This window comes from Nostoc sp. NMS9 (genome assembly GCF_017114995.1).
GTDB lineage: Bacteria > Cyanobacteriota > Cyanobacteriia > Cyanobacteriales > Nostocaceae > Nostoc.
Map to the genome: position 1 here is coordinate 1 of NZ_JABXKL010000102.1, position 24,834 is coordinate 24,834.

Below are 24,834 nucleotides of genomic sequence, written 5' to 3' on the forward strand. Positions count from 1 at the left end.
GTACTATTTAATCGGTTTTTTGTTGATGTGTGACAGTTAGGGTGCGGAAGGTAGGATATATCTTCTTGAAAAACTCCAGTTCTCAAGATGGATGAGGTTTATACCCTGAGCATCAGTAAAAATATCCTGGTTCTCATTAGTAATATTTGTGGTGAAAACCAGTTCATCTTTTTCCCGCAACACATCAGCTTCTGCTTGCGGAAAAAAATCATAGTCTGACTTACCAATTAATTCTTCTCGGCTATGACCGACGAAATCGCAGTAGGTATCGTTAAGTAATACCCAGCGATGTTGACGGTCTTTGACAAAAATTGGGTCAGATATGCCGTTGATTGTCTGATGCAGAAATGCCAAAGAAAAGTTTTGCTGCTGCGTGTTTTGTTTTGGCGCGGGGTTATCTAAGAAACTAGGATGGTTCATACCCGAATTTATCTCTAAAATTTAGCTAAACAGCTTTTGTTTAGCTCCCTATATGCCAGTATGACTAGTATTTATTATTCCCAAAGTCACTACGGGTGCAACAGGGAATTGGGGACACTTCGACATGGTTCGACTCCGCTCACCAGCCGCTCTGTGCATCACTGGAGATTGGTAAGATTTTGTTCTCTAGGGGAACAAAGAGATTAGGTTAGGTTCGGCGATGCCTGCGGCGGCTACGCCAACGCATTCATCAACTGTGACGCGGCTTTTTTGAATAGCATAATTGATACAAAACCTTAAAATGCTTGCGGTATCGTCAAATTCGTAGATTAGACTAGAACCACAGGGTAACAATCAAAGGAAGATTATGATGAGCGATCGCGACTATACATTAATCATTGACAAAAGCGGTAGTATGTCTACACCCGACCAACTGGGTGGTAGAAGTAGATGGGAAATCGCTCAAGAGTCTACTCTCGCTTTGGCCAGAAAGGCCGAACAGTTTGACCCCGATGGCATCACCGTTTACGTGTTTTCTGGGAGATTTAAACGCTACGATGATGTCACCTCAGCCAAAGTCGCCCAAATATTTCTCGAAAATGACCCTTCTGGCACAACAAACTTAGCAGGTGTACTTCAAGATGCGCTCAATAACTACTTTCAACGCAAAGCCGCCGGTAAAACCAAGCCAAACGGAGAGACAATTTTAGTTATCACTGATGGTGAACCAGACGATCGCAAAGCTGTGTTTGAAGTCATCATTCATGCTACTCGCCAAATGGAACGTGATGAAGAATTAGCAATTTCGATTATTCAAGTAGGTTCAGATGCCCAAGCAACTAAGTTTCTCAAAGCTTTGGATGACCAGTTACAAAGTGTTGGCGCTAAATTTGATATTTGCGATACCGTCACTTTAGACGATTTAGAAGAAATGAGTCTTGTAGATGTATTGACGAACGCAATAACTGACTAATACAGCAGAATTCAGGAGTAAAACACGCTTTATATTTAGGTAACAGACTTCGCTTGTGTACCTTACCAATTTAAACTCTGCTGTATGTTTGTCGATCGCCCATAGTTGAGTAACTGTTAATTCTTAATTGGAGAATTCAATAATGCTAGAAAATCGTGATTATACCTTGATTATTGACAAAAGCGGTAGTATGGCAACCCAAGATCAAAAGGGTGGTAGAACTAGATGGGTTGCAGCCCAAGAATCAACTTTAGCTTTAGCTAGTAAGTGTGAGCAATTTGACCCGGATGGCATCACTATCTATGTATTTTCTGGCAAATTCAAGCGATACGAAAACGTCACATCCAGCAAGGTATCACAAATTTTTCGAGAGAACGATCCCTCTGGTACAACTGACTTGGCAAGTGTGTTAAAACATGCAACTGATGATTATCTTCAACGCAAAACAGCCGGTCAAACCAAGCCAAATGGTGAAACAATTTTAGTAGTTACTGATGGTGAGCCGGACGATCGCAAAGCAGTCATGAGGGTGATTATTGAAGCTTCTCGTCGCATCGATCGAGATGAAGAATTAGCTATTTCTTTTATTCAAGTTGGCACAGATCAACAAGCTACCCGCTTTCTCAAAGTCTTAGATGATGAACTCCAAAGTGCTGGTGCTAAGTTTGATATATGTGACACCATTACTATGGAAGATATGGAAGATTTGAGTCTATCGGAAGTGCTACTCAATGCCATTAATGACTAGCTATACTATTTATGAGGAATTGCAAAAATGGATTCCATTGATAAGCTATTAGCTGAACTCCAAACTGAATGTCAAGAAGTACAACCACAACAGCAGCAGTCAAAATCAGTTGTAGCCAAATCGTTTATTCCATCATCGCCAAAGTCGGCATCTTTGATGGATAACCTTTTGGCAGAAGTTAAGGCTGATTTTGCCGAAGAGGATGCTGCTATTGAATTAAAAAGACAGCAAGAACTAGAACAGGAACGAATTCGACAAGAACAACTCAAAGCCAAACAACTAGAGGCTTTGCAAGTACAGGCGAAAGAATGGTTATCTAAAGTAGATCCACTTTCGTCTGAAGGACTTTGGTTTGAAAGGTTTGCTGAAAGTTACCCCTCAAAATTAGAGGCAGCGATTGAATATTTAAGAAGCAATGAATAAAGTAATTAGTAATTCCTAATTCGGAGAAATCTGCTAACTAAAATTATAAGGTAGCTAATTATTATTTATTATCTATGCTCAATATTAATGGTGATTTGTTCGAGCTAAATGTTGAACAGCCCATTCGTGCATAGCATAAAGAATTGGTTGCAAAGTTTCTCCTAAAGGTGTTAGAGAATATTCTACTTTAGGCGGAATTTGGGGATAAACTTCTCGATGGATAATGCCGTCTTCTTCCATTTCTCTGAGTTGCTGGGTTAGCATCTTTTGCGTAACTCCAGGTAAAGCGCGTTGCAACTCACCAAAGCGTTTGACACCTACCATTAATTCTCTAATAATCAAAACTTTCCAGCGTCCGCCAATCACTTTTAGGGTAGTTTCTACTTCACAAGTCAGCCTGAAATGGTTTTCTGCTTCAGCTTTCATAGTTTTTTTTCTAGGAATAACCCAACTCAGGTTTGCTGGATAGCTGGATATACCGCTAGTTATCTGTTACTTGTTTTAGGTCTTCCATGACTAGTGTAGCAGCTGCGGGAATATGAAAATACAGTAGATACTTGCTGTCTTCCGCAGTCAACGGGAGGCGGATGTTTGATTGTTACTGTTACAGTAATCTGCAAAGTGCGTAGTTTACCGCCGTAGGCATCGCTTGTTTTATTATAATTGGATAACTAGCTATCCAATCAAGTAGAGCCTTCCAACAAGGCGATCGCTCCAAACTTCATACTCACACAGGAAACAATCTCAACATTTCAAGCACAAGTAGAGCGGTTTCAGCAATACCTGGATTTTCCTAATGCACAACATGAAGCGAGCGCCAAACTCGCTGAAATAGTCAACACTAGAGGGATCTCGCAAGATGAGCTTACACAAGAGATAGCTCAACTTCAACAAAAACTTCATAGACTTGTCAAACTGTTGAAAAAATTCGTGACAGAGCTAGCGTTGGGGAGCTAACAGTACTATACTTTGTCAAATCCAATTTCCTTTTAAAGGAAATTTTAGACGACGGATATTGGGTTTTCTACTGAGGAGAAGACGCGAAAAAAGCAATTGAATTGGTAACATCAGCTTATGTTGCTCTTGCAGTAAAAAGTTGGTTGCGTGCAGTAATATTGCTTTCATTGTGGGCGACATAATCTAAACCAAGTTTCCATTAATTCCACTTCTCCGAAGAGAAGCGACCTGCACAATTAATAGAACTGAACGGCATATAGGTTGTTTCCATTAATTCCACTTCTCCGAAGAGAAGCGACCCTGGCGCGCGGCGCAGGATCTGCCGGAAGGCGCGTTCGTCAAGTTTCCATTAATTCCACTTCTCCGAAGAGAAGCGACCTCGTAAAATTGACTCTTTCTTGGCTGAATTGACACAAGAAGTTTCCATTAATTCCACTTCTCCGAAGAGAAGCGACCGTATCTATCTGCTGTGTAAACTTTCCCTTTAGAAAGTTTCCATTAATTCCACTTCTCCGAAGAGAAGCGACACGTTAGCTAATTGTTTCTCTGTTGAATTAGCTCCACGTTTCCATTAATTCCACTTCTCCGAAGAGAAGCGACTTCTTAAAAAATCAACCGCCTCAGACACTAAAAGTTTCCATTAATTCCACTTCTCCGAAGAGAAGCGACAGGCGTCCGAACGCGAAGTCCGCCACCACTTTCAGGTTTCCATTAATTCCACTTCTCCGAAGAGAAGCGACTCCGGATCCATCAGCAGGTTCAGCGCGAAGTTCTGTTCGCGGTTGCGCGGTTTCCATTAATTCCACTTCTCCGAAGAGAAGCGACTTGACCTTCATCGCGCCGCTGCTGTCGCTGTTCCGTTTCCATTAATTCCACTTCTCCGAAGAGAAGCGACCCCTCTTATTTAACCCCTTACGCAGTCTGATGTCCAGATGCCATTTGCGACGGGGTATAAACTTACAGCCAAATTCAAGCATATTACATACAGATAAAACTCCTAAAACCCTTAGACAGCAAGGCATCGGCGGGGTAAACGAGACAATAGGCATTTCCAGCTTTTGCCGACCCCGCCACAGAAAAATTAGGCGAAGATCAAAAATTCGTCATTCGCATGAAAACTTTAGTATAATCCCAGACACATACTACCTTAAGACATAGAGCCAATTTAGTAAAATACATACCTAAAATCCTCCCCCAGTAAGCAATCGACACTACTCAACGAAAAATGTAGGGGAAGGGTTCGGGGATTCTATAAATAGTGTCGATGAACATATAAAAATCCCCTAAAAGCTAGATAACTGCACAATTAATTAATATGATCAGCTATTTGTCGTAATTTAATCTGCAATTTATTTTCAATCGTGGTTTCTTGTGAAAGACCAAAGAGTTTTAAAGATTTCAAAAATTTGCTTTTTACATTTTGTTGATAAGCTACTTCAACTTCATTAATCTTTTTAGAAGATTCATCAGTTTTTTGTTGAATATCTCCTAAAAAAACCTTAATTGAGCCTTTATTATATCCCAAAATATAATCAAGCAGTTCTGTTTTATCTACACCAAGTAAATTGTGTAATAATTGGTTACGAAGGTCATCTTCTCTTTCTCTCTGATATTGGCATGACCATGACAAAACTTCCCAAGGCTTAAAATCCTGTTTAAGTTCACATAGCCATTTAAACTGTCTGGTATTATTCAGCTTAAACCTTCTATGACTTTCTTTTTGATATTTTTCCCAAAATGGAAAATCATATTCATTATATACAGGAATAGGAAAATTTAAACTCTTTAAAAATAATGTGATATTTTGGGGAATATTCAATTGACTAAGATTATTTTGAGATTTAATAAATAATCCATCTCTATCCCAATCTACTATACTTGATAGGTTGAGAAGAGAATCATTATTTTTTCTTTTTTGCGAAATAATAGCAGGTTTTAAAAATGTCTCTTGAGTGGCGTTTAAAAGTGCTATTCCCTGGATATAGTTTTCTTGATTAAAGAATATCTCAATTAAATCAAGAGAAATAACTATTCTACTAACTGCTGATTTAGCTTCAAACTCTTGACCTTTGGGAAAGGAACTCTTGATATTAAATAAATCAACAACTTTATTTATTTCATCCATTACCTCATCATCAACTATATCGGTCAAAATTTCTTTTGCAGCAGCAGGTAATCCTTTGATAATTAATTGCTTTGCTTTTTGAATCTGCATTCCTCGCCAATAATTAGAGCTTTCAATAGCTTCTGATTTAGATTGATGCTCATAATTTTCATCAAAATATTCATTACTAACTAAAAACTTAACTTTCTGAAATCTGCCTAAGCTAACAAATTGTATAGCAGAAGATATAGCTGGTGTTCCAGCTTGATGACTAACATAAACAGGTTTTAGTGGATTAAAGTCTAACTTGCAGAATGCTTCTTCTACCAAAGAAAGGGTTTCATTCCAATTATCTATACCGTTATTATCATTTTTTGGTGCAAGATATAAAAATTCTAATTGACAGTCAAATTTTCTTTGTAAGTACCACTCTAATAGAGGCTTAAGTGTACAAGTGTCTTGCCAGTAGGGACATTTTTCATAAATTAATTTGTCTTGATTGAATATTTGAGATTGGTCTGTGAGCAGAATTATAATTCTTTCCGGCTTGATACTTTGTTCTACAAAATATTGATAATAAGTATCAAGCAGTGGAAACTCTAAATCTGACTCGTAATAATCAGGCTTATTTTCATATACTAGACCTAAAACTCTAGCAGGTACTGTATATCCAGCCTCTTTATTATAGGTATCTTTCTGAGTAGGTGAAGCAAACTCTGTACACTCCAAATTATATCTAACTTCACTATATAAACTTCCCCAATTTTTATCCTTTTTGAGGAGAACATCGCTATTACCTGTTGTGACAATCCAAATACTCATATTTACTCTCCCCAAAGTTTGGTAAACTCGCTGGTTGCTAAGAAAGTTAAAAATTCTTGTGTTTTCTCATCTTTTTTATCAGGAAAAATGGTGAGTAACTCTACAAATTCTTTTCCCCTCCGCTTCATTTCTCCTTCCCTATTTATCATGTACCGAGGGTACATTCGATGCCAAATTCTACCAATCTGACTCATTCTACCTGTAAGACTTGAGCCTTTAATTGATTTACTTCCTTGGTAATTACCGTGAAACCATCTCACAGCTAAACTATCATCTTCATCTTGTGCAAGGCGTCCCCAGACTTGAACTTTTTGCGGATGAAATGATTCACGCCAAGAAGTTAATTTATTACTTGGGGTTTTATTTTTTAATTTTAGCCAGTTATTTACAGTCTTATGAATATCATTTAGGATATTAGTGATATGGTTGATGTTATTTACTGGGAAATAGTATTGATTTGATTGATGTGTAAATTGCCAATGACAACCTATCATGGGTTTACCATTTAAATATTCTGGAAAGAATAGACGATGGTCAATGCGTCGCCACGATTTACCAAAGCCACCAAGCAGCATAGCAAATCTTAAAATTTGTGTTGCTAATGTTTTTAACTCTTTTTTGTATTCTTGTGAGGTATCACCCATGCTAAGAATATTTAAAGTTCCTGCATTTAATTCATAAATAGGCATGGTTACATTACCATACCGATATACATCCATTTCTAAATCAACAGCATTAAAAGCAATTCCTAGCTGTCCGACAATAGCACCATTTCTCCCTGCAAATCCTCCCCAAAGCTCTCTAGTTAATTCTTCGGCTGTATTTTCATCAGTAATGCCGCTAAATAACCGCAGGGTGTGACCACGTAAAGCAGCTTTAAAAATATTGGGACGAAACTCGCCTGTTTTATCAATTAATTGTGAGGCTAATCCTTGTCCACGCAGATTAACAGTGAATAATTTGGTTTCTGGGTGATTTATCGGTTGACCATAACCAGCACTAACTCTAGAACCAATACCTCGTTCTATAGCTTTATCCCAAATACTCCAGATAGTCTCCCATTCACTGGCTTCTAGTGCTTCGGTGCTGGAAATGCCAAATACTAAGGTAGGTTGATAGAGGGATATCTGAATAAATGCCGAGTGGCTACCGTTATTTTTAATTTGCCAATCTTGTTGAGGGTGAACTACATCAATTAATGGTTGGTCAACCCAAGTTGCGTCTTTAGGATAACCGCCATGAAAGCGAAGAATTCCCGGTATGGCATCGTTGTCAGTCAGTTTACCACCGCAATATCTTGCACCCTGTTCTGAGGTACAAGCACGTAAAAAAGCGCCTTTCATGCTTGCGCCTGGGTAAAATGGAAATCCCTTAGCGGCGATGACTGGCCGAATTATATCTTCGTCTTGCCCACTATTAGAAACAAAGCGCCAAGTTATTTTATATTCTTTTGTTTTAACATTGGTGTTAAATGTGGGAGGGTCGATTGCAGAACCTTCTACCCATTCATCAACCCATCTCTCAGACTGTTCGGGATTTCTGATATATTGAATCTGCCCGCGCCCTGAGATTTGCGCTTGAAACATTAAGGGAACTTCATTACTATTATTCATCTGCAAATCCTGATTTCTTGTAGCGCTGAGTCCACCAAACCAAACTGTCACAGAATTGAGTAAGCACAGCTAAACAAATTCTTTGGTCTTCAATGGGAAGTTCCCATAATTTGGCGGCGAACTGCTGAATTTTTAAGGTTTCATTATTGCTGACATCTTCTTGAGGAAGCTTAATTCCAGCCAGTTGCATGATTTTGACAAAGCTTTTCCATGTATCGCGCCAATATTCGCCTTTGGCTTTTTCTTTGTCTAAAAGTCGCAATTGTTCTCCCCAAAACCTCTCTAAGCCGTAAGCTACAGTTATTCGCATTTTGTGAGATTGACCAATAACACCTTTTTGGTCGCGGTGTTTGAGGACTAGGCGTTGTGCTTCTTGGTCTAAGTCGTAAGATTTCCAAGTCATATATTCACACCCCATTTAAAGTTAAACTACAGTGACCAAAACCAATGGATTCTAAACCACCAAGATAAATATCTGTGCTTTGAGTACCATTTAAGGGTTCCCATTGTTTACCTGATTTATCATCTTTGATGGCGATGGGAAAGACTAAAATAGTTCCTTCTGGTAAGGCTTCAGTGTTAAAGAAGCCACCACCATCAACAACCTTTTGGTCAGGTTTTAAGCGCACGCGACTTTGACGATATAAAGCCATATCATGAATCATAGAAATATCGCTATCGTTTACTATCACTGCTGGCTTTTCTTTTCCTGATGGAAACCAAAGGGATAAGTCTACGATTTTGTTGATAGTCAAAAATCCTAAATTGAAAAACAGGGTCTTTTTACCTTGAGATTCCCGCGCTTTTAAGTTCTTTGAGCCTGTATAGGGGTCTGGTATATCTATTTCTTTGAGAGATTTACCATTAAATTTGACAGTATCGCCAGCAATTCTTTGGTAGCGTTGGAGTAAACGTGGGCTAGTTACCCAGACAATTGGTTGACCGGGACAAAAGACCGGTAGCCAGAGAATAGAAGCGTATTCAAATTTGATAATAGACTCGTTATTAATTTCTGATTGTTCTGAACCTGCTTCATTGCCATACCAATATTTTGCTGCTTGTTCTCCATCTAGCAGGCGCATTTCTGAACGCAGGCGACCGCGAATCGAACTACCGGGAAGAATACCAGTTTGAGTAAATTGGTCACGGAAGATGAGGTTTAAATTACCGCTTTCTTCTCCAGCAGTTGCACCGACGTGCAAAGGTGCTAAGGTTTCAATAATTCCATAAGCTTTTTTGTACATTTTAGGCGACTCCTTTAATTTCTGTTGGTAAACATAAACCGCATCCTACACGTTTAAGGCTGTAACCTTCTTTGGGAAACCATGCTTCATCCCATGACCACCAAGGTTTATTTAACGGTTCTGCAAGCACATAAACACTACCAGCCGGAACTGCGTAACGTCCCCTTCCTAAATTCCCTTTGGTGCGGTAACGGTAGGGTACTGGTTTATCTGTTAGCATTTCTAGAGTTTCGGGAAAACTTTCATGTTGAGGATGGCGGTGAGAAAAACGGTTAGAACCCCATATAGCTGGTGTAATTAAGGCAAAGGTGCGTTCTATTGGCTGATTTAATAGATTTAAAAATTTCTTATTTGTAATGTCCTCACATTCTATTTCGACAACGTGATTTTCACCACCAAAACGATACCAGCCGTTTTCTATAGGATACGTTGATAGATAAACTAAACAGGTATCGTCTGCCATTTGGACAGAATTTTCTAGAAAAAGTCCGTCGGAGTTTTCTACAGACCGTTCAGTTACTTTAATTCTGGGATGCAAAAAAGAAACGTATTTCCAAGGATTATCAGCAACAGATTTATAATCATTAGTCCTGATTGCTTTAGCTGGAGTTCCCCAAGAATCGATTGTTTGCCAACGATAATCTGGTTCTAGTTTCTCGCTTTTATTTTCTAACTCCCATTTACCATCCTTTAATTGCCACTCATCAACGGCTTTTTTGGCAATTATTTTATGCCAAGGAATGGGAATATAAAAATTTTGTCTTTCCTTGTATTTTGCCCAAAATGGGCCTGCTACACATAGGTTATTACTCAACTCACTTTGAGTAACCTTTTCTTTGATCTTGTTAACACTAAACATCAAACCTGAGAGAGTCGCAGTTTCTGGTGGGAATTTAGCACCAGAACGACCCACTAGGTTTTCTGGTGAAAGAAATGCACCCGCACTTCCATACATTAATCCCAAGGGACGAATAGTAATTAGGTATTTGAACATAAATGCCAGCCTACTTTAATTAAATTGCTAATCCAATCAATTGTGGCTTTTGCTCTGTCATAAGGAACATCTTCATCATCAAAACCCACGAGACGTTTAGCATGTTCATAATTTAGTAATTTTTTGCCTTCGCCTGGAAAGTAAATATCAAAGAATTCAATAGCGAATTTTTCGACAAAGCTCTTTTTATCAAGATTAAAAGCACGTCGGGATTCTAATTGAGCTAAATCTTGATAAATATGACTCCAGTTGGCTTTTTTTTCTCTGTCTTGATACTTGGTCAAAATATTTAAATAATCCCAAGGACAAGTCCACTGCACATATTGACCACTGTTAAAGACAATTCGGATGGTGACTCGCCCACGCCCTGAAGATTTAGCTAGCTTTTCTGCCTCACGACAATGTTGTAAAATATCTCTTTGGGGGACGCTAGAACCTGCCCAAACAAATCCGACGCTTAAGCCTATCTTTTGGTCATGTCTTTCCCAAATTTTGGGTAATGTAATTAACCATGCAAAAGCTTGCTGGGCTGTAATCGGTTCTTGATCTTTGTCTCGATAAATTACGCCTAAAAAATCGTCTCCACCTGCATAAACTACCCGACCGATTTCTCTAGGAAATTTATCGCTAAAACTTTCCCCCCACTTACGCATGGCTTGACTAAACTTTTTCAGTTCATCATCTCCATTTTCTAAGTCTGCTAATTCCTTTAGGTGTTTCCCTACCTCATCGCCATCACCCATAAACCAACCTGTCCAGCGTCCTTTACCTTGCTCATTTTTGGCTTCGGGGCCTCGATAAATTTCGTTGAAGCTTTCTAGTTTAGACATCCCTAAATTGTTGGCGATTTCTGGTAAGGTGACTAAACGTTTCACTAATTCGGGAATACTTAATTTTTCATTGAGTGCAAAAAACTTACCCTCTGGTTCTGCATCTTGAGAACGATTTTCTAATACACAAGCAAGGCGTTTATAGAAGATTTTTATATCGTCTTTTTCTATAGTCCACTGGCGATTTTTAGGATTTCTCGCTTCTCCACCTAATCCCGGAAATGCAATTCCATCTGTACCTGTTAAACTAGAACTCTCCCCAATCCAGTTGACAGCAGTCCACCCACGGCAAAGTTTACGGGTTTCTAAATCATCCATCGCCGCTTTAATACTGTCGCCTTCTCCCCAAAAAATTTCCCAGGCGTGGTTTCCCCAGTTTGCCCACTCCCTCTCCCAGTAGTATGTATAGTCAGGTAATTTCGCTTCTATCCAGCACCGACATTCCTGCAACATTCCCTTCCACACGGACAATAAGGTTTTTTCTACCTCTGATTTTGAAAATTCTCCTTTAATAAGAATGCGATTTGGCATTCCTTTTTGGAGGTTAGGGATTGCTGGGGAAATGACTGTTGTAGTTTTTTCAGCTTCTTTTACTAGCTGCTGGCTGAGATAGGAGAGAATCAGAGATGCACCATATAAGTCTCGGAGTTTACGGGATTTCTCGATAAAACCTTGCACCGGAGCAAAGGTTATTGCTGTATATTTGGCCACGTTTACCATAGTTACTGGATGCGGTCTTGTCTAAATTACAGTAATAAATTGAACTTGTACTCAGTAGTTATACTTTGTAATAATTCTTGGTTTATCAATTAATAGCTTAGTTTTCAGAGGTAAGCTAGTAATAAAATAAGCCAATTAAGCACATATAGTACTTAAGCACTTTGTACAAGCTTGGAGTTATGTAGGACTGGGGGAATTATTGTGACATTTACATCTTCTCCGAAAAATCGAGAATGTAAATACCTTTTCATGCGAATGACGAAATATTTTTTGGATGTCTGAGCAAGATTAATTGTGTACTCTGTTAAGGCGTTGCATATTTGTGAGATGATTTACAGCAGATTGCAAATTAATGAAGTACAAAAATACCCCTCCCTAACCCTCCCCTTGGAAAGGGGAGGGAACTAGATTAGGAAATACATCGGGGGGATTAAGGGGGGTAAAGAATGTACTTCATTTAGATGCAAAATGCTGTATCTCACGCAGAGGTATAGAGGCGGAGAGAGTATGAGGAGTTTTAAATTTCAATACATTAATTTAATTGCTTGTTTGTGCAATTATTAACTGTTGACTGTCAACGGGAAATTTGAGACGTTCATCGACACCACTCACCAAATCGCCAAAACCCTATATTTTTCGTTGAGTGGTGTCGATTGCTTACTGGGTAAGGATTTGAGGTATGCGTGTTTTTAAATTTTACACAACATATATAATGTTTTTTAGAATGGTGTCGATTTTGTGGCTGAAAGCCTTACGGGGCAAAGCCTCCTAGACGAACTCCCTACCGATTGGGTTAAATCGGAATTAATGGAAACGGTAGAAAGGGCTGGATGGGTGTGGGCCTCTCTTAAGACCCTACCGATTGGGTTAAATCGGAATTAATGGAAACTGGTTATTAGATAATTTCAAAAAATCATCAAAACCCTACCGATTGGGTTAAATCGGAATTAATGGAAACCGCGCGTTCCGTAAACAGTTCCTACATGTGTTACTGTGCCCTACCGATTGGGTTAAATCGGAATTAATGGAAACGCAAGTAGCCATCAATCCTTCGCAATACATGTCGTTTAGGCCCTACCGATTGGGTTAAATCGGAATTAATGGAAACAACATTATTCCTGCCGCCATAAAGAGATTCAAGCACCCTACCGATTGGGTTAAATCGGAATTAATGGAAACCTCTTTAGCGGTGGAACCTTCAGAAGCATTTGGCCCTACCGATTGGGTTAAATCGGAATTAATGGAAACTTTTTAGCCAGATACTCCCGTGAAGCTTGCGCGGCTTGCCCCTACCGATTGGGTTAAATCGGAATTAATCGAAACCCCGTCACCCAAGTCATCATTCCAGCCGAAGCCATTCCCTATCGATTGGGTTAAATCGGTAGAAAATGGAAAAACAATCCGATTACTCGCTTCTCTGTTTGAGAAGCAAAATTAATTCAACCCTTCATTAATACCGTCGTCATTCGCTTGAAAAGCCTAGACAACAAACAAATAACAGTTAAAAGTTAAAGTAGAAAAACTGGCGTTGCATAATTGCGGGATGATTTTACTAGTTTTGTGGGATGGGCATCTTGCCATTAGTGTCAAGTTAAGATGAAATCACTGGGGTCAACTAGTATAGCTGGGGACTGGAGACTGGATGAAAAGTCTTTTTGTGTTTAGGTTTTATTCTCCTCAAATTAGGGACTTCCAACTAAAAAAACATCCCATCCCTTTGGCGAGCAGGGGGAGCAGGGGGAGCAGGGGGAGCAGGGGAGGAAGAATTTCACAATAGTCTTCGCTCTCACAATTGAATAATTTAATTTCTGGAAGTCCTTTAAAATTGAACAAAAATAATAAACGACACCCCGAATTCAATAAACGACACCCCGAATTCAATAAACGACACCCCGAATTCAATAAACGACTGCCCGAATTCAATAAACGACTGCCCGAATTCAATAAACGGCTACCCGAATTCAATAAACGACACCCCGAATTCGATGAACATACCTTTGACATTTGGGCTTCTGCCTTAACTTGACACCAATGGCAGGATGCCCACCCCACAAGAATCATCCCTTGATTCAGCAACGCCGAAAAACTTTTATCCTTGAACTCCTAATGATCTGTCACTTCGTCATCGGTATCCCCGGTAGTGGGAAAACCACTTTCGCGGTCGAGTTAGCAAAACTGGGGAATTATCGCATTGTCTCCACTGATGCAATTCGCCAACAACTCTATGGCGATGCAGGTATCCAGGGTGAATGGAGTCAGATAGAAGAAAAAGTAATTTCTGAGATTGCTGATGCAATTGCTCAAGGTGATTCTGTAATCTATGACGCTACCAATGCCAAGCGTGTATGGCGGATGGATTTGTTAAAAAAGCTAAATTCATCTGTTGCTTGCCTTGGACAGCATGGGGAAGAGGTTCTGTGGATGGGGTGGTATTTGCAAACTCCTTTGGCAACTTGTAAAGGATGGAATCAACAGCGCACCCGACAAGTTCCAGAGATCATAATTGAGAATATGCACAAATCTCTGCAAGAGTTTCCGCCAGTAGCAGCAGAGGGATTTGTATCTGTAAAAGAAATTGATGTCACCTCCCTCAAGTTTGATATTCAACAAATTCCAACCCAAATTCAACAGCTTAAGCGTACCCTTACCAACCGCGCTAATCGTAATCACCACACTACTTTACACGGTTACAGTAAGCTGCTGGACTTTGAGCGCTTAATGCATTTAATTTCCCTGATTATTCGCTATCCAGGAATTGGGAATCTGCAAACCACTCACCCCAGTTTACTAGAAAGCATTTTGGGTAATGCTCCTGCGTTTGCAAGTTCTTTAGAGGAAGTTACCGCTTTCATGGATAAATTATGCGGTACTATTTACGCTAATAAAAATGCGATCGCATCTGACTTACACTGGCTACAACAAAATTCCCTCATTGGAGTCAATAGTATTGCCCCTTCTTCTGGCATCACTGTACCACCCGATCGCTCCATTACACCATCGACTTTTGTAACTCATGCTTATTCTGACTGCGACAGCTTTCGGAGGTTGATACAAATCATTCGCTTGATTCTCCACCACCCATTTTTGCAAGATACAGGGAAGGGAAGCCTACAAACGCTCGTGTCTGCACTCAAGGAAAATGGGATTATCGATGGCGATGGTTTAGATACTGTCCGCAAGGACATTGAAAAGGTTCTCAAGCCTTATAAAATATTGCCAGAATTTCCCTTGAGAGATGGCTACTTTGCAGGGACAGCGATTTTATCAACACATGAATTAACCAAAGTGTTTGATGTTCTCCAGTCTCAGGCTAAAAGCCTTGATGATCCTGTAGCGTTGGAGATTTATGAAATATTTGCCACACGGATGGTAAAAAGTAAGTTAGGGGTAAATCATGTGTATCCGGTACGGGCGATCGCTAATCGCAGTATGATTGACCCAAAGTTTTTACCAACCGATGCTCTGTCTAGGAATTTAGAGCAATTGGAAGAGGCGATCGCTAAAGGACAATTACTGGAATTAAATCGCTTTTCTGGCGGCGGTAAGTTTGTTCTTGATGAAGAAAGTTTTTTTTTAGCATTTCCCTTGCAAATCGTGTTTTGTAACCAAGCGTGGTATTTAGGTTTTGAGTGTGAAGGTGGAAAGTATGCAGGACTGTTCCGGTTTGAGCGTTTGGATAGATTGTTCATAGGTCAATTTCAAGGAAGATTCCGTTCTAAACAGGAACAAGAAAAATCATTAGAGAAATTACAGAAGCTTTCTGCTGCTAGCGTGGGGATTTTTTTGGGGTATAGTGCCAGTAACCAGCGCCAATTCCTTTCTAAAGATAAACAAGAACATTCCCAAGCTTGTATTACAGTAGAACTGTGGTTTAATGATTTTATGTTCCGGTTTATTACAGAAGGAACTAAGAGATTCCCTGCAAGACAAATGAATATGTCTCCACCTGTAGAGGGCGGAAGATTAATGTTACCTAAGTCAATTTTCTGCCTGAAAAAAACCACAAATAAACAGTTTCCTAATCGCTTTCGGGTGGTATTGCCTATATGGTATTTGGGTGATGTGGAGTTTCTGCGGTGGATTGTTGGTTTTGGCGGTAATGTGAAGGTAGTGCAACCAGAGGAATTGTTAGTTAAGGTTAAAGGAATTGGTGAGGCGATTGTTAAAGTTTATGAGCAGTATTAACAATTCAAAATTCAAAATTCAAAATTCAAAATTAAAGACAGTTGGAGTTGGGGATTTAAACCCCAACTCAACTGATACTACGTGTAGACGTAGGGGTCTTAAACCCTTGATTGTACGATAAATAAAAATATATATTCCAAAATACTTTTAAAGGTCGGGATATTTACATCTCGACCTTTTTATTTAGAGAAATTCCACTTCTGTGAAGAGAAAAGCGACTCTGACTCCCGCTCGGAAGTTATGGAGTGCGCGATTCGGTTTCCATTAATTCTACTTCTTTGAAGAGAAGCGACATGAATGTGGAGACAGCAGTAGTGGACAACGAAATTGTGTTTCCATTAATTCCACTTCTTTGAAGAGAAGCGACTTAAAAACCGACGCGGATCAATCTATGCAGTTTCTAGTTTCCATTAATTCCACTTCTCCGAAGAGAAGCGACTTGAGCAACTAGAGGATACTTTTGGCATCATCCAAGAGTTTCCATTAATTCCACTTCTCCGAAGAGAAGCGACAAACTGCAAAAATGGTAAAGCAGAGGGAGTAAAGTGGTTAAGGTTTCCATTAATTCCACTTCTCCGAAGAGAAGCGACCTGTAGATATGATTAACCCAATCTACAGCATGGTTCTGTTTCCATTAATTCCACTTCTCCGAAGAGAAGCGACTATACTTTCACTTACTTGGATGCTGTTGACCTTCGTTTCCATTAATTCCACTTCTCCGAAGAGAAGCGACAGGAATTGAGGTTAACAAAAAATTCAACCACGTAAGCGAAAGTTTCCATTAATTCCACTTCTCCGAAGAGAAGCGACGCCTTCATCAGAAAATGCTTTGATGAAAAATTCAGGTTTCCATTAATTCCACTTCTCCGAAGAGAAGCGACGTTTGATTTCGAGAGTGCCGAGCGCAAGCAGCTCAAGTTTCCATTAATTCCACTTCTCTGAAGAGAAGCGACGGTGTAGAATTTACAACTACTGGGGATGGAGTAAATACTGTTTCCATTAATTCCACTTCTCTGAAGAGAAGCGACGGGTCACAAATTAATTAATCAGAATCCAGGGAACAGTTTCCATTAATTCCACTTCTCTGAAGAGAAGCGACTCCTAAACCAAAGTTTGATTTAAATGAAACTAAGGGTTTCCATTAATTCCACTTCTCTGAAGAGAAGCGACTGGTGGTCTAGTGTTAGGTGGTTTAAGGTCTTGTACAGTTTCCATTAATTCCACTTCTCTGAAGAGAAGCGACATGGGCAATCGACAAATTTGACCATCCAAGCCATGCAGAAGTTTCCATTAATTCCACTTCTCTGAAGAGAAGCGACCCGACCTGGCCGTGGGTGAACCCGAGCCTGTCACGTTTCCATTAATTCCACTTCTCTGAAGAGAAGCGACCCCTCTTATTTAAACTCTTATGGTGCCTGATGTCCAGATGCTCTTTGCGACGGGGTCGGTGAATAGAGAAATTTTTACCTTTACAAGGAAATATAAAAACGCTGGAATCCTTGTACAGAGAGACATCGGCAGGGTCAACGAGAACATAGGCATTTCCCAGTTTTGCCGACCCCGCCGCAGGGAAAGTAAAAAAACTTAGTAAATTTGTCATTCGCATGAAACCACTAGCAGGATCTCAAACCAGCACCTACTTTTAAGGTATAGAGAAAAAACAGAAACAACCATCAAACATCATATTTATGTATATCTCTTCTCGCGCTGCATTAATCCGTAATCTTGGGATAGCCTTACTCAACGGTGCTATCACTCTAATTATCTTGTTAATAGCACCTTTGGGGCTAGCAGCAGTAATCATCAATACAATCTTGATCGCCGTCGCCAGCTTTGTCAACGCTACAGCAGGTGATGCTGTAGTGAATTTTTTGCAACCATCCCAAATTAAAAAGTTGCAAGCCGAAATCATTTCCCAACAGTCACAACTGACCAAAGAAAGTAAAAAATAACTAACAACATTTTAACCCTTTTCTTTTGATATTATTTAGAAATTTTATGCGGACACTCTACGTCTCCCGACAAGGTTGTTATATCAGCCTCAAAGCAGAAACCCTAATTATTAAACAAGGAGAAACTATTCATGGCGAAGTACAATTACCATTGCTGGAACAAATACTAATATTTGGTAAATCTCAAATCACTACCCAGGCGATTCGTACTTGTCTATGGCGAGATATCCCCATTGCCTATCTATCCCGGATGGGATACTGCTATGGTCGGCTCATGCCAATTGAACGGGGATATCGTCAATTATCTCGTTATCAGCAACAATTAACAGCAATCGAACGCTTGTTAGCAGCTAGAAAAATTGTCCAAGCCAAACTGAAAAATAGCCGCACATTTTTACAGAGACAACAACGGCGTAACCCGTCCGAAACGGCTGAAATTGCCATCAAAAGTTTAGAAGTTTTAGGACAAAAATCAGGAGAAGCTGAAACGACAGAGCGATTGATGGGATTAGAAGGGGCTGGTGCAGCGCAGTATTTTTCAGCCTTTGGTGAATGTTTGAATAATCCCGATTTTGTATTTTTAGCGCGTAGCCGCCGTCCCCCAGGAAATCCGGTGAACGCGATGCTGAGTTTTGGCTACCAAATCTTATGGAATCACCTGTTGACAATAATTGAACTCCAAGGACTAGACCCTTACTACGCTTGTCTACATCAAGGCACAGAACGTCATGCTGCTCTTGCTTCCGATTTAATTGAAGAATTTCGTGCCCCAATTATTGATTCTCTGGTACTTTGGTTAATCAATAGCAAAGTCATGGATACTCAAAACGATTTTGAATATCATGATGGGGGTTGCTATCTGAATAACTCTGGTCGCCCAAAATATATCAAATATTTTTTACAACGCTTGTCAGAAGAAGTACAAAATTCTCAGGGAGAAAAACAACCTCGTTGGGATTTAATGACACAGCAAATTAAATCTTTTAAAGAATTCGTTTATCAGCCTAGCAAACTCTATAAGCCTTATGAAATTCGTTGAATGCTATTTTATGTAATAGTATATGACATATCTTGCGATAAAAGACGCAAAAAAGTGTCTGATTTATTAGAAGGATATGGTCAACGAGTGCAATATTCAGTATTTGAATGTGTTCTTGACCAAAATAAATATAATGAACTGCGAAAAAGACTTCATAAACAAGTGAAAGTTTCAGAAGACAGCGTGCGGTTTTATCCCCTCAGCCGACACACGTTTAACCAAATTGAAACTTGGGGAGAACCACCAGTTACAGAACTTCCAGGTTCAACTATTATCTGATTTACTCCTCTTCGGTTACTCTGAGAGAAGGAAAATTAGTTTAAATAATTACCATATTAGATGAGTATTATTTACGGTACTACAGGTGACAAAACTTTTCTTTATCACCTTGACTGACATAAAAATAGGTAGTAAGGTGCAATGAAAAAAATATATCTTTGTATTTTGCTAATATCATTCCACAGAGGTAATGCAGGTAAGTTTGGATGGAGAAATTAACTAAACCAGTGCGATTTTGGCTTTGTGCAACTATCATAATTTTGAATTTGATGGGCTGCGATCGCTTTATCGGTAATTCTGGAGAACCGGTTGAGCGAGTCAGTGATGGCGATACTTTAGTAGTGAAAGATACCAATGGCAAAAACTTTACCGTGCGCTTTGCTTGTGTAGATGCGCCAGAAATAGCCCATACAAACAAAGAAAAACAGAGTAGACGCACTAGCGATCGCAATCAATTTACTTGGGGTGTGAAAGCTCAAGAACGGGTGCAACAACTGGTACAACAAGGAGGCGATCGCGTGACTTTGAATATCACCGATAGCGATCGCTATGGGCGTAAAATTGCCGAAGTCCGTTTAAAAAATGGCACTTTTGTGCAACAGGTATTGTTGCAAGAAGGGTTGGCAAAAGTGTATCGTCCTTATTTAAACAAGTGTCCTAGTAAAGATTTAGTTCAACAAGCCGAAGTTAAGGCCAAGGAACAACGGCTCGGCGTTTGGAGCGATACTAAATTTGTGAATCCTTGGGAATATCGCAGCCTATATAAGAAATAGAAACTCTAGCTATTTCTAATTAAATGCACGACATTTTTTAACATTGCAGAGAAAGCGGGATGATTTAGCAACTTCCAAAACTCCCCCATCCCCTGCCCCCTACGGTGTACACACAAGTCTGAAGTAGTTTACGAATCTGGTTTTTACCCCACCCTAACCCTCCCCGATGCATTGGGGAGGGAACTAGATTTCCGGCTTCCCCCAATGCATCGGGGGATTGAGGGGGGTAATTTGACTTGTGTGTACACCGTAGCCTCTGCTCCCCTGTCTCCCCCTACTCCTCTCCCCAAGTTTGCAGTTGCAAATAAACTAGTACCAACGTTGCTGCTAGTAACACAGTCGCTCCTGCTGCTGCATAACCAAAATCAAACTGACCAAAAGCCTCTTGATAAATGTAGTAAACCAGCAAATTAGTCGAATTCAGTGGTCCACCGCCAGTCATCACATAAGATTGCTCAAAACTCCGCAATGTAAAAATTCCAGTAGTGATGATTGCAAATATGACAGTCGGGCGCAATCCCGGCAAAGTAATATACCAAAATTGTTGCCAAGCATTTGCTCCATCTAAGTCTGCTGCTTCATAACGACTAGAGGGAATTGCTTGCAATCCTGCTAAAAAAACTACCATATTGAAACCGAGTTGTTTCCAAATACTCATTAAAATAATTACCGGCATTGCCCAAAATGTGTCTCCTAGCCAGGGTATTTCTGAAATGCCAAAAAAATCTAAAAGTCCGTTAACTGGCCCTGATGTTTGAAACAGCCAGCGAAACCCCAAACCTGCTGCCACAAGTGAGATAATTGAAGGTAGAAAATAAGCACTTCGCAGGATGCCCCGCAAGGGAATAGAACGGTTTAATAGTACTGCCAATCCCAAGGAGATAACTAAACTGGGAATGATAGTGGCGATCGTAAAATAAAAGGTGTTACCCAGCACTTGCAAGAAGTCGGGGTTGAGTAGCAAGCGCCAATAGTTTTTTAAGCCTATCCAATAAATACCTTTTAAGGTGAAACTACCAGCAGTGAAACTGAGGTAGAACAAATAGGCAATCGGCCAAATGATAAAAACACCCAGCAAAATTAATGCTGGTGCGAGAAAAATCCACGCCGCTACTGTATCATTATCCAACCACGACTTAGTATATATTTTTGCCATCTATAATTAACCCTCCTAGCTGTTATGACTCTTTGCCTTGATTCTACCCTGAGCTTAATTTCTCCCAACATTAGCGATAATTGCCAACAATTCGCTCCTTTAAAACTGGGAATTATGGCTTCTGGAAATGGCAGCAATTTTGATGTAGTTGCCCAAGCTATCCAAGATGGGCGGCTAAATGCCCAAATTCAAGTTTTAATTTACAATAACCCCTCGGCGAAAGCAGCCGTCAGAGCAGCTAATAGAGGTGTAGAAACTGTCTTATTAAATCACCGCAACTATCAAAATCGAGAAGAGTTTGATGAAAAAATTGTGCAGACATTGCGGCACTACGATGTAGAATGGGTGATTTTGGCAGGATGGATGCGACTATTAACGTCAGTTTTCATTGATGCCTTTCCTGAGAGGATTATTAATATCCATCCTAGTTTGTTACCTAGTTTCAAGGGAATTCATGCTGTAGAACAAGCCTTGGTATCTGGTGTAAAAATCACTGGTTGTACAGTGCATATAGCTTGCTTAGAAATGGATAGCGGCCCAATATTAATGCAAGCCGCAGTACCAGTGCTGCCGGATGATACAGCAGAAACACTCCACGCCAGGATTCAAATTCAGGAACATCGAATTTTACCATTAGCGATCGCTCTGGCAGCTTCTTCGTCAAAAGTCACATTAAGCGTAACGTAAAAATACATATATCAATTAGGGGCGCACAGCTGCGCGCCCCTACTATTCATCAGAATTAGCTTCAGCAGCTTGATACGCTTGTAAGAGCCTAGCATGATCGAGAGTAAATCCTACTTGCATAGCTATTTGGGCAAATAAATCAATCTCAGATTGTTGCCAATCACGGGGTTCAGAACATTGATGTGCAATTAACAAGCCAAATAGCTGCTCATCTTTGATAATTGGTGCTACTAAATTTGCTTTCACACCAAAAGATTCGAGCAGTTTAATGTGACAATCAGCCAAACTAGACTCATAAATGTTGTTGATTGCGACAACGCGACCAGATTGGTACTTTTCTACATAGCCTTGAGTAAAACAGGGGTCATGGATTTTAGACCGCAAAACTTTGGGATAACCTGGAACCACTGATTCAGCAATAATAATTCCAAACCAATTAGCGTAAAAGCTATAAACCAACACTCTGTCAGTACTCAGTGCTTTGCGAACCTCTTCCACAGTAGTTTTCATGATATCCTCTTCTTTGAGGGATTGGCGAATGCTGCGGATAATATCCACTAGTAACTGACTTCGCATCCTTTCAGCTTCGATTCGTTGCAGGAGTCTTGCATGGTCGAGAGCAAATCCTACTTGCATTGCCATCTGGCCAAATAAATCAATCTCAGCTTGTTGCCAATCGCGGGGTCTGGAGCATTGATGTGCAATTAACAAGCCAAATAGCTCTTTATCTTTAATAATAGGGGCGACCAGATTTGCTTTCACAGCAAAGGATTCGAGCAAGTTAATATGGCAGTCAGCCAAACCTGCTTCATAAATGTTGTTTATTGCGAGAACGCGACCAGACTGATACTCTTCTACATAGCCTTGACCGAAACATGGGTCTTGGATTTCAGCTCGCAAAACTTTTGGGTAGGTGAGAACAACTGATTCAGCAATCACTATTCCAGACCAATTAGCATCAAAGCTATAAACCATCACTCGGTCGGTACTCAAAGCTTTGCGAACCTCTTCCACAGTGGTTTTGAGGACATCCTCTTCGTTGAGTGATTGGCGAATACTGCCGATAGTATCTGCTAACAACTGACTTTGCACACCCTCAGCCTCGATTCGTTGCAGGAGTCTTGCATGGTCGAGAGCAAACCCCACTTGCATCGCTATCTGGGCAAATAAATCAATCTCAGATTGTTGCCAATCACGGGGTCTGGAGCATTGATGTGCAATTAATAAGCCAAATAACTGTTCATCTTTGAGAATGGGGGCGACCAAATTTGCTTTCACAGCAAAGGATTCGAGTAAGTTAATATGGCAGTCAGCCAAATCAGCTTCATAAATGTTGTTTGTGGCTACAACGCGACCAGACTGATACTTTTCTACATAACCCTGACCGAAGCAGATGTCTTGGATTTCAGACCGCAAAACTTTGGGATAACCTGGAATCACTGATTCGGCAATTATAATTCCAGACCAATTAGCGTCAAAGCTATAAACCAGCACTCGGTCAGTACTCAGTACTTTACGAACCTCTTCCACAGTGGTTTTGAGGACATCTTCTTCGTTGAGGGATTGGCGAATGCTGCGGGTAATTTCGATAAATACCTGAGCGTTATCTGCCTTGGTATCTACTTGTTGTAGAAGGTTGCCGTAGTCAAGGGCAAATCCTACTTGCATGGCTATCTGAGCCAACAAATCAATCTCAGACTGTTGCCAAAAGCGAAGTCTAGAACATTGATGTGCAATCAACAAACCGAATAGCTGTTTGCCTTTGAGAATAGGTGCGACTAAATTAGATTTGACAGCAAATTGCTCCAGCAATTCAATATCACCATCACTGAGATCGCCTTTATGGATATTATCAATAGCATGGATAGTACCATTCTGATATTTGTCTATATACTCTGCCTCAAATCCAGGCTCAGAGACTGTAACCCCTAATATTTTCGGTAAACCAGGTGCTACCGATTCGGCGATGAAGGTTCCATTATAGTTGGAGTCGAAGCAAAAGATGGTTACGCGATCGATGCTTAAAGCTTTACGAATTTCTTCTGAGGTAGTTTTGAGAACATCTTCTTGATTGAATGATTCTCGAACCCAACGGGTAATTTTTATTAATAGTTGGGAGTAATCAGCTTCGGCTTCTTTCTCCTGTACTAAAACCGAAAGCAGGTCTGTAAATAAGGTGATGTTTCTCTCTAACATCACTAATTCATCTTGGCTAGCAATGAAGACTTGAGTAAACTCACTGTCTGGACGTAGCCTCTTTTTAATATTATTAGAGATTGTAGCAACATTGCTGACTCGACTCATAACTCGATTCGTCACAAAAATAGCGATCGCACCTGCTAAAATTGCTGTCACTCCCATACCAGTTAACAAGAGTGACAATTGTCTTTGTAGGACAAGTTCAGTTTCTGTTGAACTTTGTGCACTCTCTTGGCTGACTTGCGGAATTTGTGTGTTAATTAAATCAATGCCATAGTTGTAAGTAGCTGTTCCAATTGCAACTACAGGAAGGACACTGATACTTAGTGCCCAAACCATTGCTTTAGTCTTTAAACTCCATTTTTGTTGCCAGAGTCTCTGTTGACGATTTCGTCTTGCTTGGTTTTGAGAAAAAGACTGACTCATAAATGAAACCTGGATTGTTGCAATTGAGAATCAAGTAAATAACCTCACCACCAAATTCTACACAAACCTTATTCAATAAGGACTGGCTTTCAGGAGTATTTTATGGCACAAGCTTTCTACTTCATGTCCGATAAGGCTTTTTTGCTCTTTGACCTCAAAAAAGTCGGGTTTGATTAACGAGCTTGTTAACAATCAAATTGCGATCGCTTGGTTGTAATGTCTTATTTTCTCATTAGAAGTTGTGGTTTGCTGACAAGACAGCCAAACAATCTTTATTTTTTAACGAGGTT

General features: G+C 40.0%; 19 protein-coding genes and 3 CRISPR repeat arrays. Of the genes, 9 read left to right on the forward strand and 10 right to left on the reverse strand.

Features of this window, described 5'->3' with window-relative positions:
* Positions 1–36: 36 nt before the first annotated feature.
* On the reverse strand, positions 37–420 hold the full coding sequence (locus HWQ40_RS33700; protein ID WP_292786589.1) for a PAS domain-containing protein: 384 nt from the start codon (positions 418–420) through the stop codon (positions 37–39).
* 367 nt (positions 421–787) lie between these two features.
* On the opposite strand from HWQ40_RS33700, the gene HWQ40_RS33705 reads away from it, so the two are divergent.
* From HWQ40_RS33705 to HWQ40_RS33715, 3 genes are all read left to right on the forward strand, one after another.
* Positions 788–1,393 carry a VWA domain-containing protein gene (locus HWQ40_RS33705; protein ID WP_292786591.1) on the forward strand — a complete coding sequence of 202 codons (606 nt, stop codon included), beginning with the start codon at positions 788–790 and terminating at the stop codon, positions 1,391–1,393.
* 142 nt (positions 1,394–1,535) lie between these two features.
* Positions 1,536–2,141, forward strand: a complete 606-nt coding sequence (locus HWQ40_RS33710) for a VWA domain-containing protein (protein WP_292786594.1) — start codon at positions 1,536–1,538, stop codon at positions 2,139–2,141.
* A 27-nt stretch (positions 2,142–2,168) separates the two neighbouring features.
* Positions 2,169–2,564, forward strand: a complete 396-nt coding sequence (locus HWQ40_RS33715) for a hypothetical protein (protein ID WP_292786596.1) — start codon at positions 2,169–2,171, stop codon at positions 2,562–2,564.
* A gap of 84 nt (positions 2,565–2,648) precedes the next feature.
* Here the strand turns inward: HWQ40_RS33715 and HWQ40_RS33720 are convergent, their stop codons facing one another.
* From HWQ40_RS33720 to HWQ40_RS33750, 7 genes are all read right to left on the reverse strand, one after another.
* Positions 2,649–2,990 (reverse strand): helix-turn-helix domain-containing protein, encoded by a 342-nt coding sequence (locus HWQ40_RS33720; protein WP_292786598.1) that lies wholly within the window; start codon positions 2,988–2,990, stop codon positions 2,649–2,651.
* Between the two features lie 723 nt (positions 2,991–3,713).
* Positions 3,714–4,416: direct repeats of the CRISPR family, unit length 36 nt; unit sequence GTTTCCATTAATTCCACTTCTCCGAAGAGAAGCGAC.
* Between the two features lie 411 nt (positions 4,417–4,827).
* Positions 4,828–6,447, reverse strand: coding sequence for a hypothetical protein (locus HWQ40_RS33725; protein ID WP_292786600.1), 1,620 nt, complete (start codon positions 6,445–6,447; stop codon positions 4,828–4,830).
* 2 nt (positions 6,448–6,449) lie between these two features.
* Positions 6,450–8,060: a hypothetical protein gene (locus HWQ40_RS33730; protein ID WP_292786602.1), complete on the reverse strand. Its 1,611-nt coding sequence runs from the start codon at positions 8,058–8,060 to the stop codon at positions 6,450–6,452.
* Complete coding sequence (locus tag HWQ40_RS33735) at positions 8,053–8,463, reverse strand: hypothetical protein (RefSeq protein ID WP_094343327.1); 411 nt, start codon at positions 8,461–8,463, stop codon at positions 8,053–8,055. The genes HWQ40_RS33730 and HWQ40_RS33735 overlap by 8 nt, the downstream gene beginning before the upstream one ends.
* A 4-nt stretch (positions 8,464–8,467) precedes the next feature.
* A complete protein-coding gene (cmr4, locus tag HWQ40_RS33740) occupies positions 8,468–9,304 on the reverse strand; it encodes a type III-B CRISPR module RAMP protein Cmr4 (protein WP_292786606.1) in 837 nt (278 codons plus the stop codon).
* Between the two features lies 1 nt (position 9,305).
* Complete coding sequence (locus HWQ40_RS33745; protein WP_292786608.1) at positions 9,306–10,298, reverse strand: CRISPR-associated protein; 993 nt, start codon at positions 10,296–10,298, stop codon at positions 9,306–9,308.
* Positions 10,283–11,848 carry a type III-B CRISPR-associated protein Cas10/Cmr2 gene (locus tag HWQ40_RS33750; protein WP_292786610.1) on the reverse strand — a complete coding sequence of 522 codons (1,566 nt, stop codon included), beginning with the start codon at positions 11,846–11,848 and terminating at the stop codon, positions 10,283–10,285. Before HWQ40_RS33750 ends, HWQ40_RS33745 begins: the two co-directional genes overlap by 16 nt.
* Positions 11,849–12,627: 779 nt before the next feature.
* Positions 12,628–13,243: direct repeats of the CRISPR family, unit length 36 nt; unit sequence CCCTACCGATTGGGTTAAATCGGAATTAATGGAAAC.
* A gap of 636 nt (positions 13,244–13,879) precedes the next feature.
* Between HWQ40_RS33750 and HWQ40_RS33755 the strand changes: the two genes are divergently transcribed.
* From HWQ40_RS33755 to HWQ40_RS33775, 5 genes are all read left to right on the forward strand, one after another.
* Positions 13,880–16,033 carry a WYL domain-containing protein gene (locus HWQ40_RS33755; RefSeq protein ID WP_292786611.1) on the forward strand — a complete coding sequence of 718 codons (2,154 nt, stop codon included), beginning with the start codon at positions 13,880–13,882 and terminating at the stop codon, positions 16,031–16,033.
* Positions 16,034–16,290: 257 nt separating this feature from the next.
* Positions 16,291–17,422: direct repeats of the CRISPR family, unit length 36 nt; unit sequence GTTTCCATTAATTCCACTTCTCCGAAGAGAAGCGAC.
* A gap of 299 nt (positions 17,423–17,721) precedes the next feature.
* The gene (gene csx18, locus HWQ40_RS33760; RefSeq protein ID WP_292786612.1) at positions 17,722–17,985 is read left to right on the forward strand and encodes a CRISPR-associated protein Csx18; all 264 of its coding nucleotides are present in this window, start codon (positions 17,722–17,724) and stop codon (positions 17,983–17,985) included.
* A 46-nt stretch (positions 17,986–18,031) separates the two neighbouring features.
* On the forward strand, positions 18,032–19,024 hold the full coding sequence (cas1, locus tag HWQ40_RS33765) for a CRISPR-associated endonuclease Cas1 (RefSeq protein ID WP_292786615.1): 993 nt from the start codon (positions 18,032–18,034) through the stop codon (positions 19,022–19,024).
* Entirely contained in the window at positions 19,025–19,303 is a 279-nt protein-coding gene (gene cas2 / locus HWQ40_RS33770; protein WP_292786617.1) for a CRISPR-associated endonuclease Cas2, read from the forward strand. It abuts the gene before it with no gap.
* 206 nt (positions 19,304–19,509) lie between these two features.
* A complete protein-coding gene (locus HWQ40_RS33775) occupies positions 19,510–20,076 on the forward strand; it encodes a thermonuclease family protein (protein ID WP_292786620.1) in 567 nt (188 codons plus the stop codon).
* Between the two features lie 274 nt (positions 20,077–20,350).
* On the opposite strand, the gene HWQ40_RS33780 is transcribed toward HWQ40_RS33775, so the two are convergent.
* On the reverse strand, positions 20,351–21,232 hold the full coding sequence (locus tag HWQ40_RS33780; RefSeq protein WP_292786621.1) for a carbohydrate ABC transporter permease: 882 nt from the start codon (positions 21,230–21,232) through the stop codon (positions 20,351–20,353).
* A 24-nt stretch (positions 21,233–21,256) separates the two neighbouring features.
* On the opposite strand from HWQ40_RS33780, the gene purN reads away from it, so the two are divergent.
* Complete coding sequence (purN, locus tag HWQ40_RS33785; RefSeq protein WP_292786622.1) at positions 21,257–21,919, forward strand: phosphoribosylglycinamide formyltransferase; 663 nt, start codon at positions 21,257–21,259, stop codon at positions 21,917–21,919.
* A gap of 42 nt (positions 21,920–21,961) precedes the next feature.
* On the opposite strand, the gene HWQ40_RS33790 is transcribed toward purN, so the two are convergent.
* Positions 21,962–24,544 carry a GAF domain-containing protein gene (locus tag HWQ40_RS33790; protein ID WP_292786624.1) on the reverse strand — a complete coding sequence of 861 codons (2,583 nt, stop codon included), beginning with the start codon at positions 24,542–24,544 and terminating at the stop codon, positions 21,962–21,964.
* Positions 24,545–24,834 lie beyond the last annotated feature (290 nt).

Excerpts from the sequence above, each read along its gene's own strand:
- HWQ40_RS33780 (WP_292786621.1), bottom strand. The coding sequence starts at position 21,232 with ATGGCAAAAATATATACTAAGTCGTGGTTGGATAATGATACAGTAGCG.
- HWQ40_RS33745 (WP_292786608.1), bottom strand. The coding sequence starts at position 10,298 with ATGTTCAAATACCTAATTACTATTCGTCCCTTGGGATTAATGTATGGA.
- HWQ40_RS33715 (WP_292786596.1), top strand. The coding sequence starts at position 2,169 with ATGGATTCCATTGATAAGCTATTAGCTGAACTCCAAACTGAATGTCAA.
- HWQ40_RS33700 (WP_292786589.1), bottom strand. The coding sequence starts at position 420 with ATGAACCATCCTAGTTTCTTAGATAACCCCGCGCCAAAACAAAACACG.
- HWQ40_RS33735 (WP_094343327.1), bottom strand. The coding sequence starts at position 8,463 with ATGACTTGGAAATCTTACGACTTAGACCAAGAAGCACAACGCCTAGTC.
- csx18 (WP_292786612.1), top strand. The coding sequence starts at position 17,722 with ATGTATATCTCTTCTCGCGCTGCATTAATCCGTAATCTTGGGATAGCC.
- HWQ40_RS33710 (WP_292786594.1), top strand. The coding sequence starts at position 1,536 with ATGCTAGAAAATCGTGATTATACCTTGATTATTGACAAAAGCGGTAGT.
- HWQ40_RS33750 (WP_292786610.1), bottom strand. The coding sequence starts at position 11,848 with ATGGTAAACGTGGCCAAATATACAGCAATAACCTTTGCTCCGGTGCAA.
- cas2 (WP_292786617.1), top strand. The coding sequence starts at position 19,025 with ATGCTATTTTATGTAATAGTATATGACATATCTTGCGATAAAAGACGC.
- HWQ40_RS33775 (WP_292786620.1), top strand. The coding sequence starts at position 19,510 with ATGGAGAAATTAACTAAACCAGTGCGATTTTGGCTTTGTGCAACTATC.
- HWQ40_RS33790 (WP_292786624.1), bottom strand. The coding sequence starts at position 24,544 with ATGAGTCAGTCTTTTTCTCAAAACCAAGCAAGACGAAATCGTCAACAG.
- HWQ40_RS33705 (WP_292786591.1), top strand. The coding sequence starts at position 788 with ATGATGAGCGATCGCGACTATACATTAATCATTGACAAAAGCGGTAGT.
- HWQ40_RS33730 (WP_292786602.1), bottom strand. The coding sequence starts at position 8,060 with ATGAATAATAGTAATGAAGTTCCCTTAATGTTTCAAGCGCAAATCTCA.
- purN (WP_292786622.1), top strand. The coding sequence starts at position 21,257 with ATGACTCTTTGCCTTGATTCTACCCTGAGCTTAATTTCTCCCAACATT.
- HWQ40_RS33725 (WP_292786600.1), bottom strand. The coding sequence starts at position 6,447 with ATGAGTATTTGGATTGTCACAACAGGTAATAGCGATGTTCTCCTCAAA.
- cas1 (WP_292786615.1), top strand. The coding sequence starts at position 18,032 with ATGCGGACACTCTACGTCTCCCGACAAGGTTGTTATATCAGCCTCAAA.
- cmr4 (WP_292786606.1), bottom strand. The coding sequence starts at position 9,304 with ATGTACAAAAAAGCTTATGGAATTATTGAAACCTTAGCACCTTTGCAC.
- HWQ40_RS33720 (WP_292786598.1), bottom strand. The coding sequence starts at position 2,990 with ATGAAAGCTGAAGCAGAAAACCATTTCAGGCTGACTTGTGAAGTAGAA.
- HWQ40_RS33755 (WP_292786611.1), top strand. The coding sequence starts at position 13,880 with ATGGCAGGATGCCCACCCCACAAGAATCATCCCTTGATTCAGCAACGC.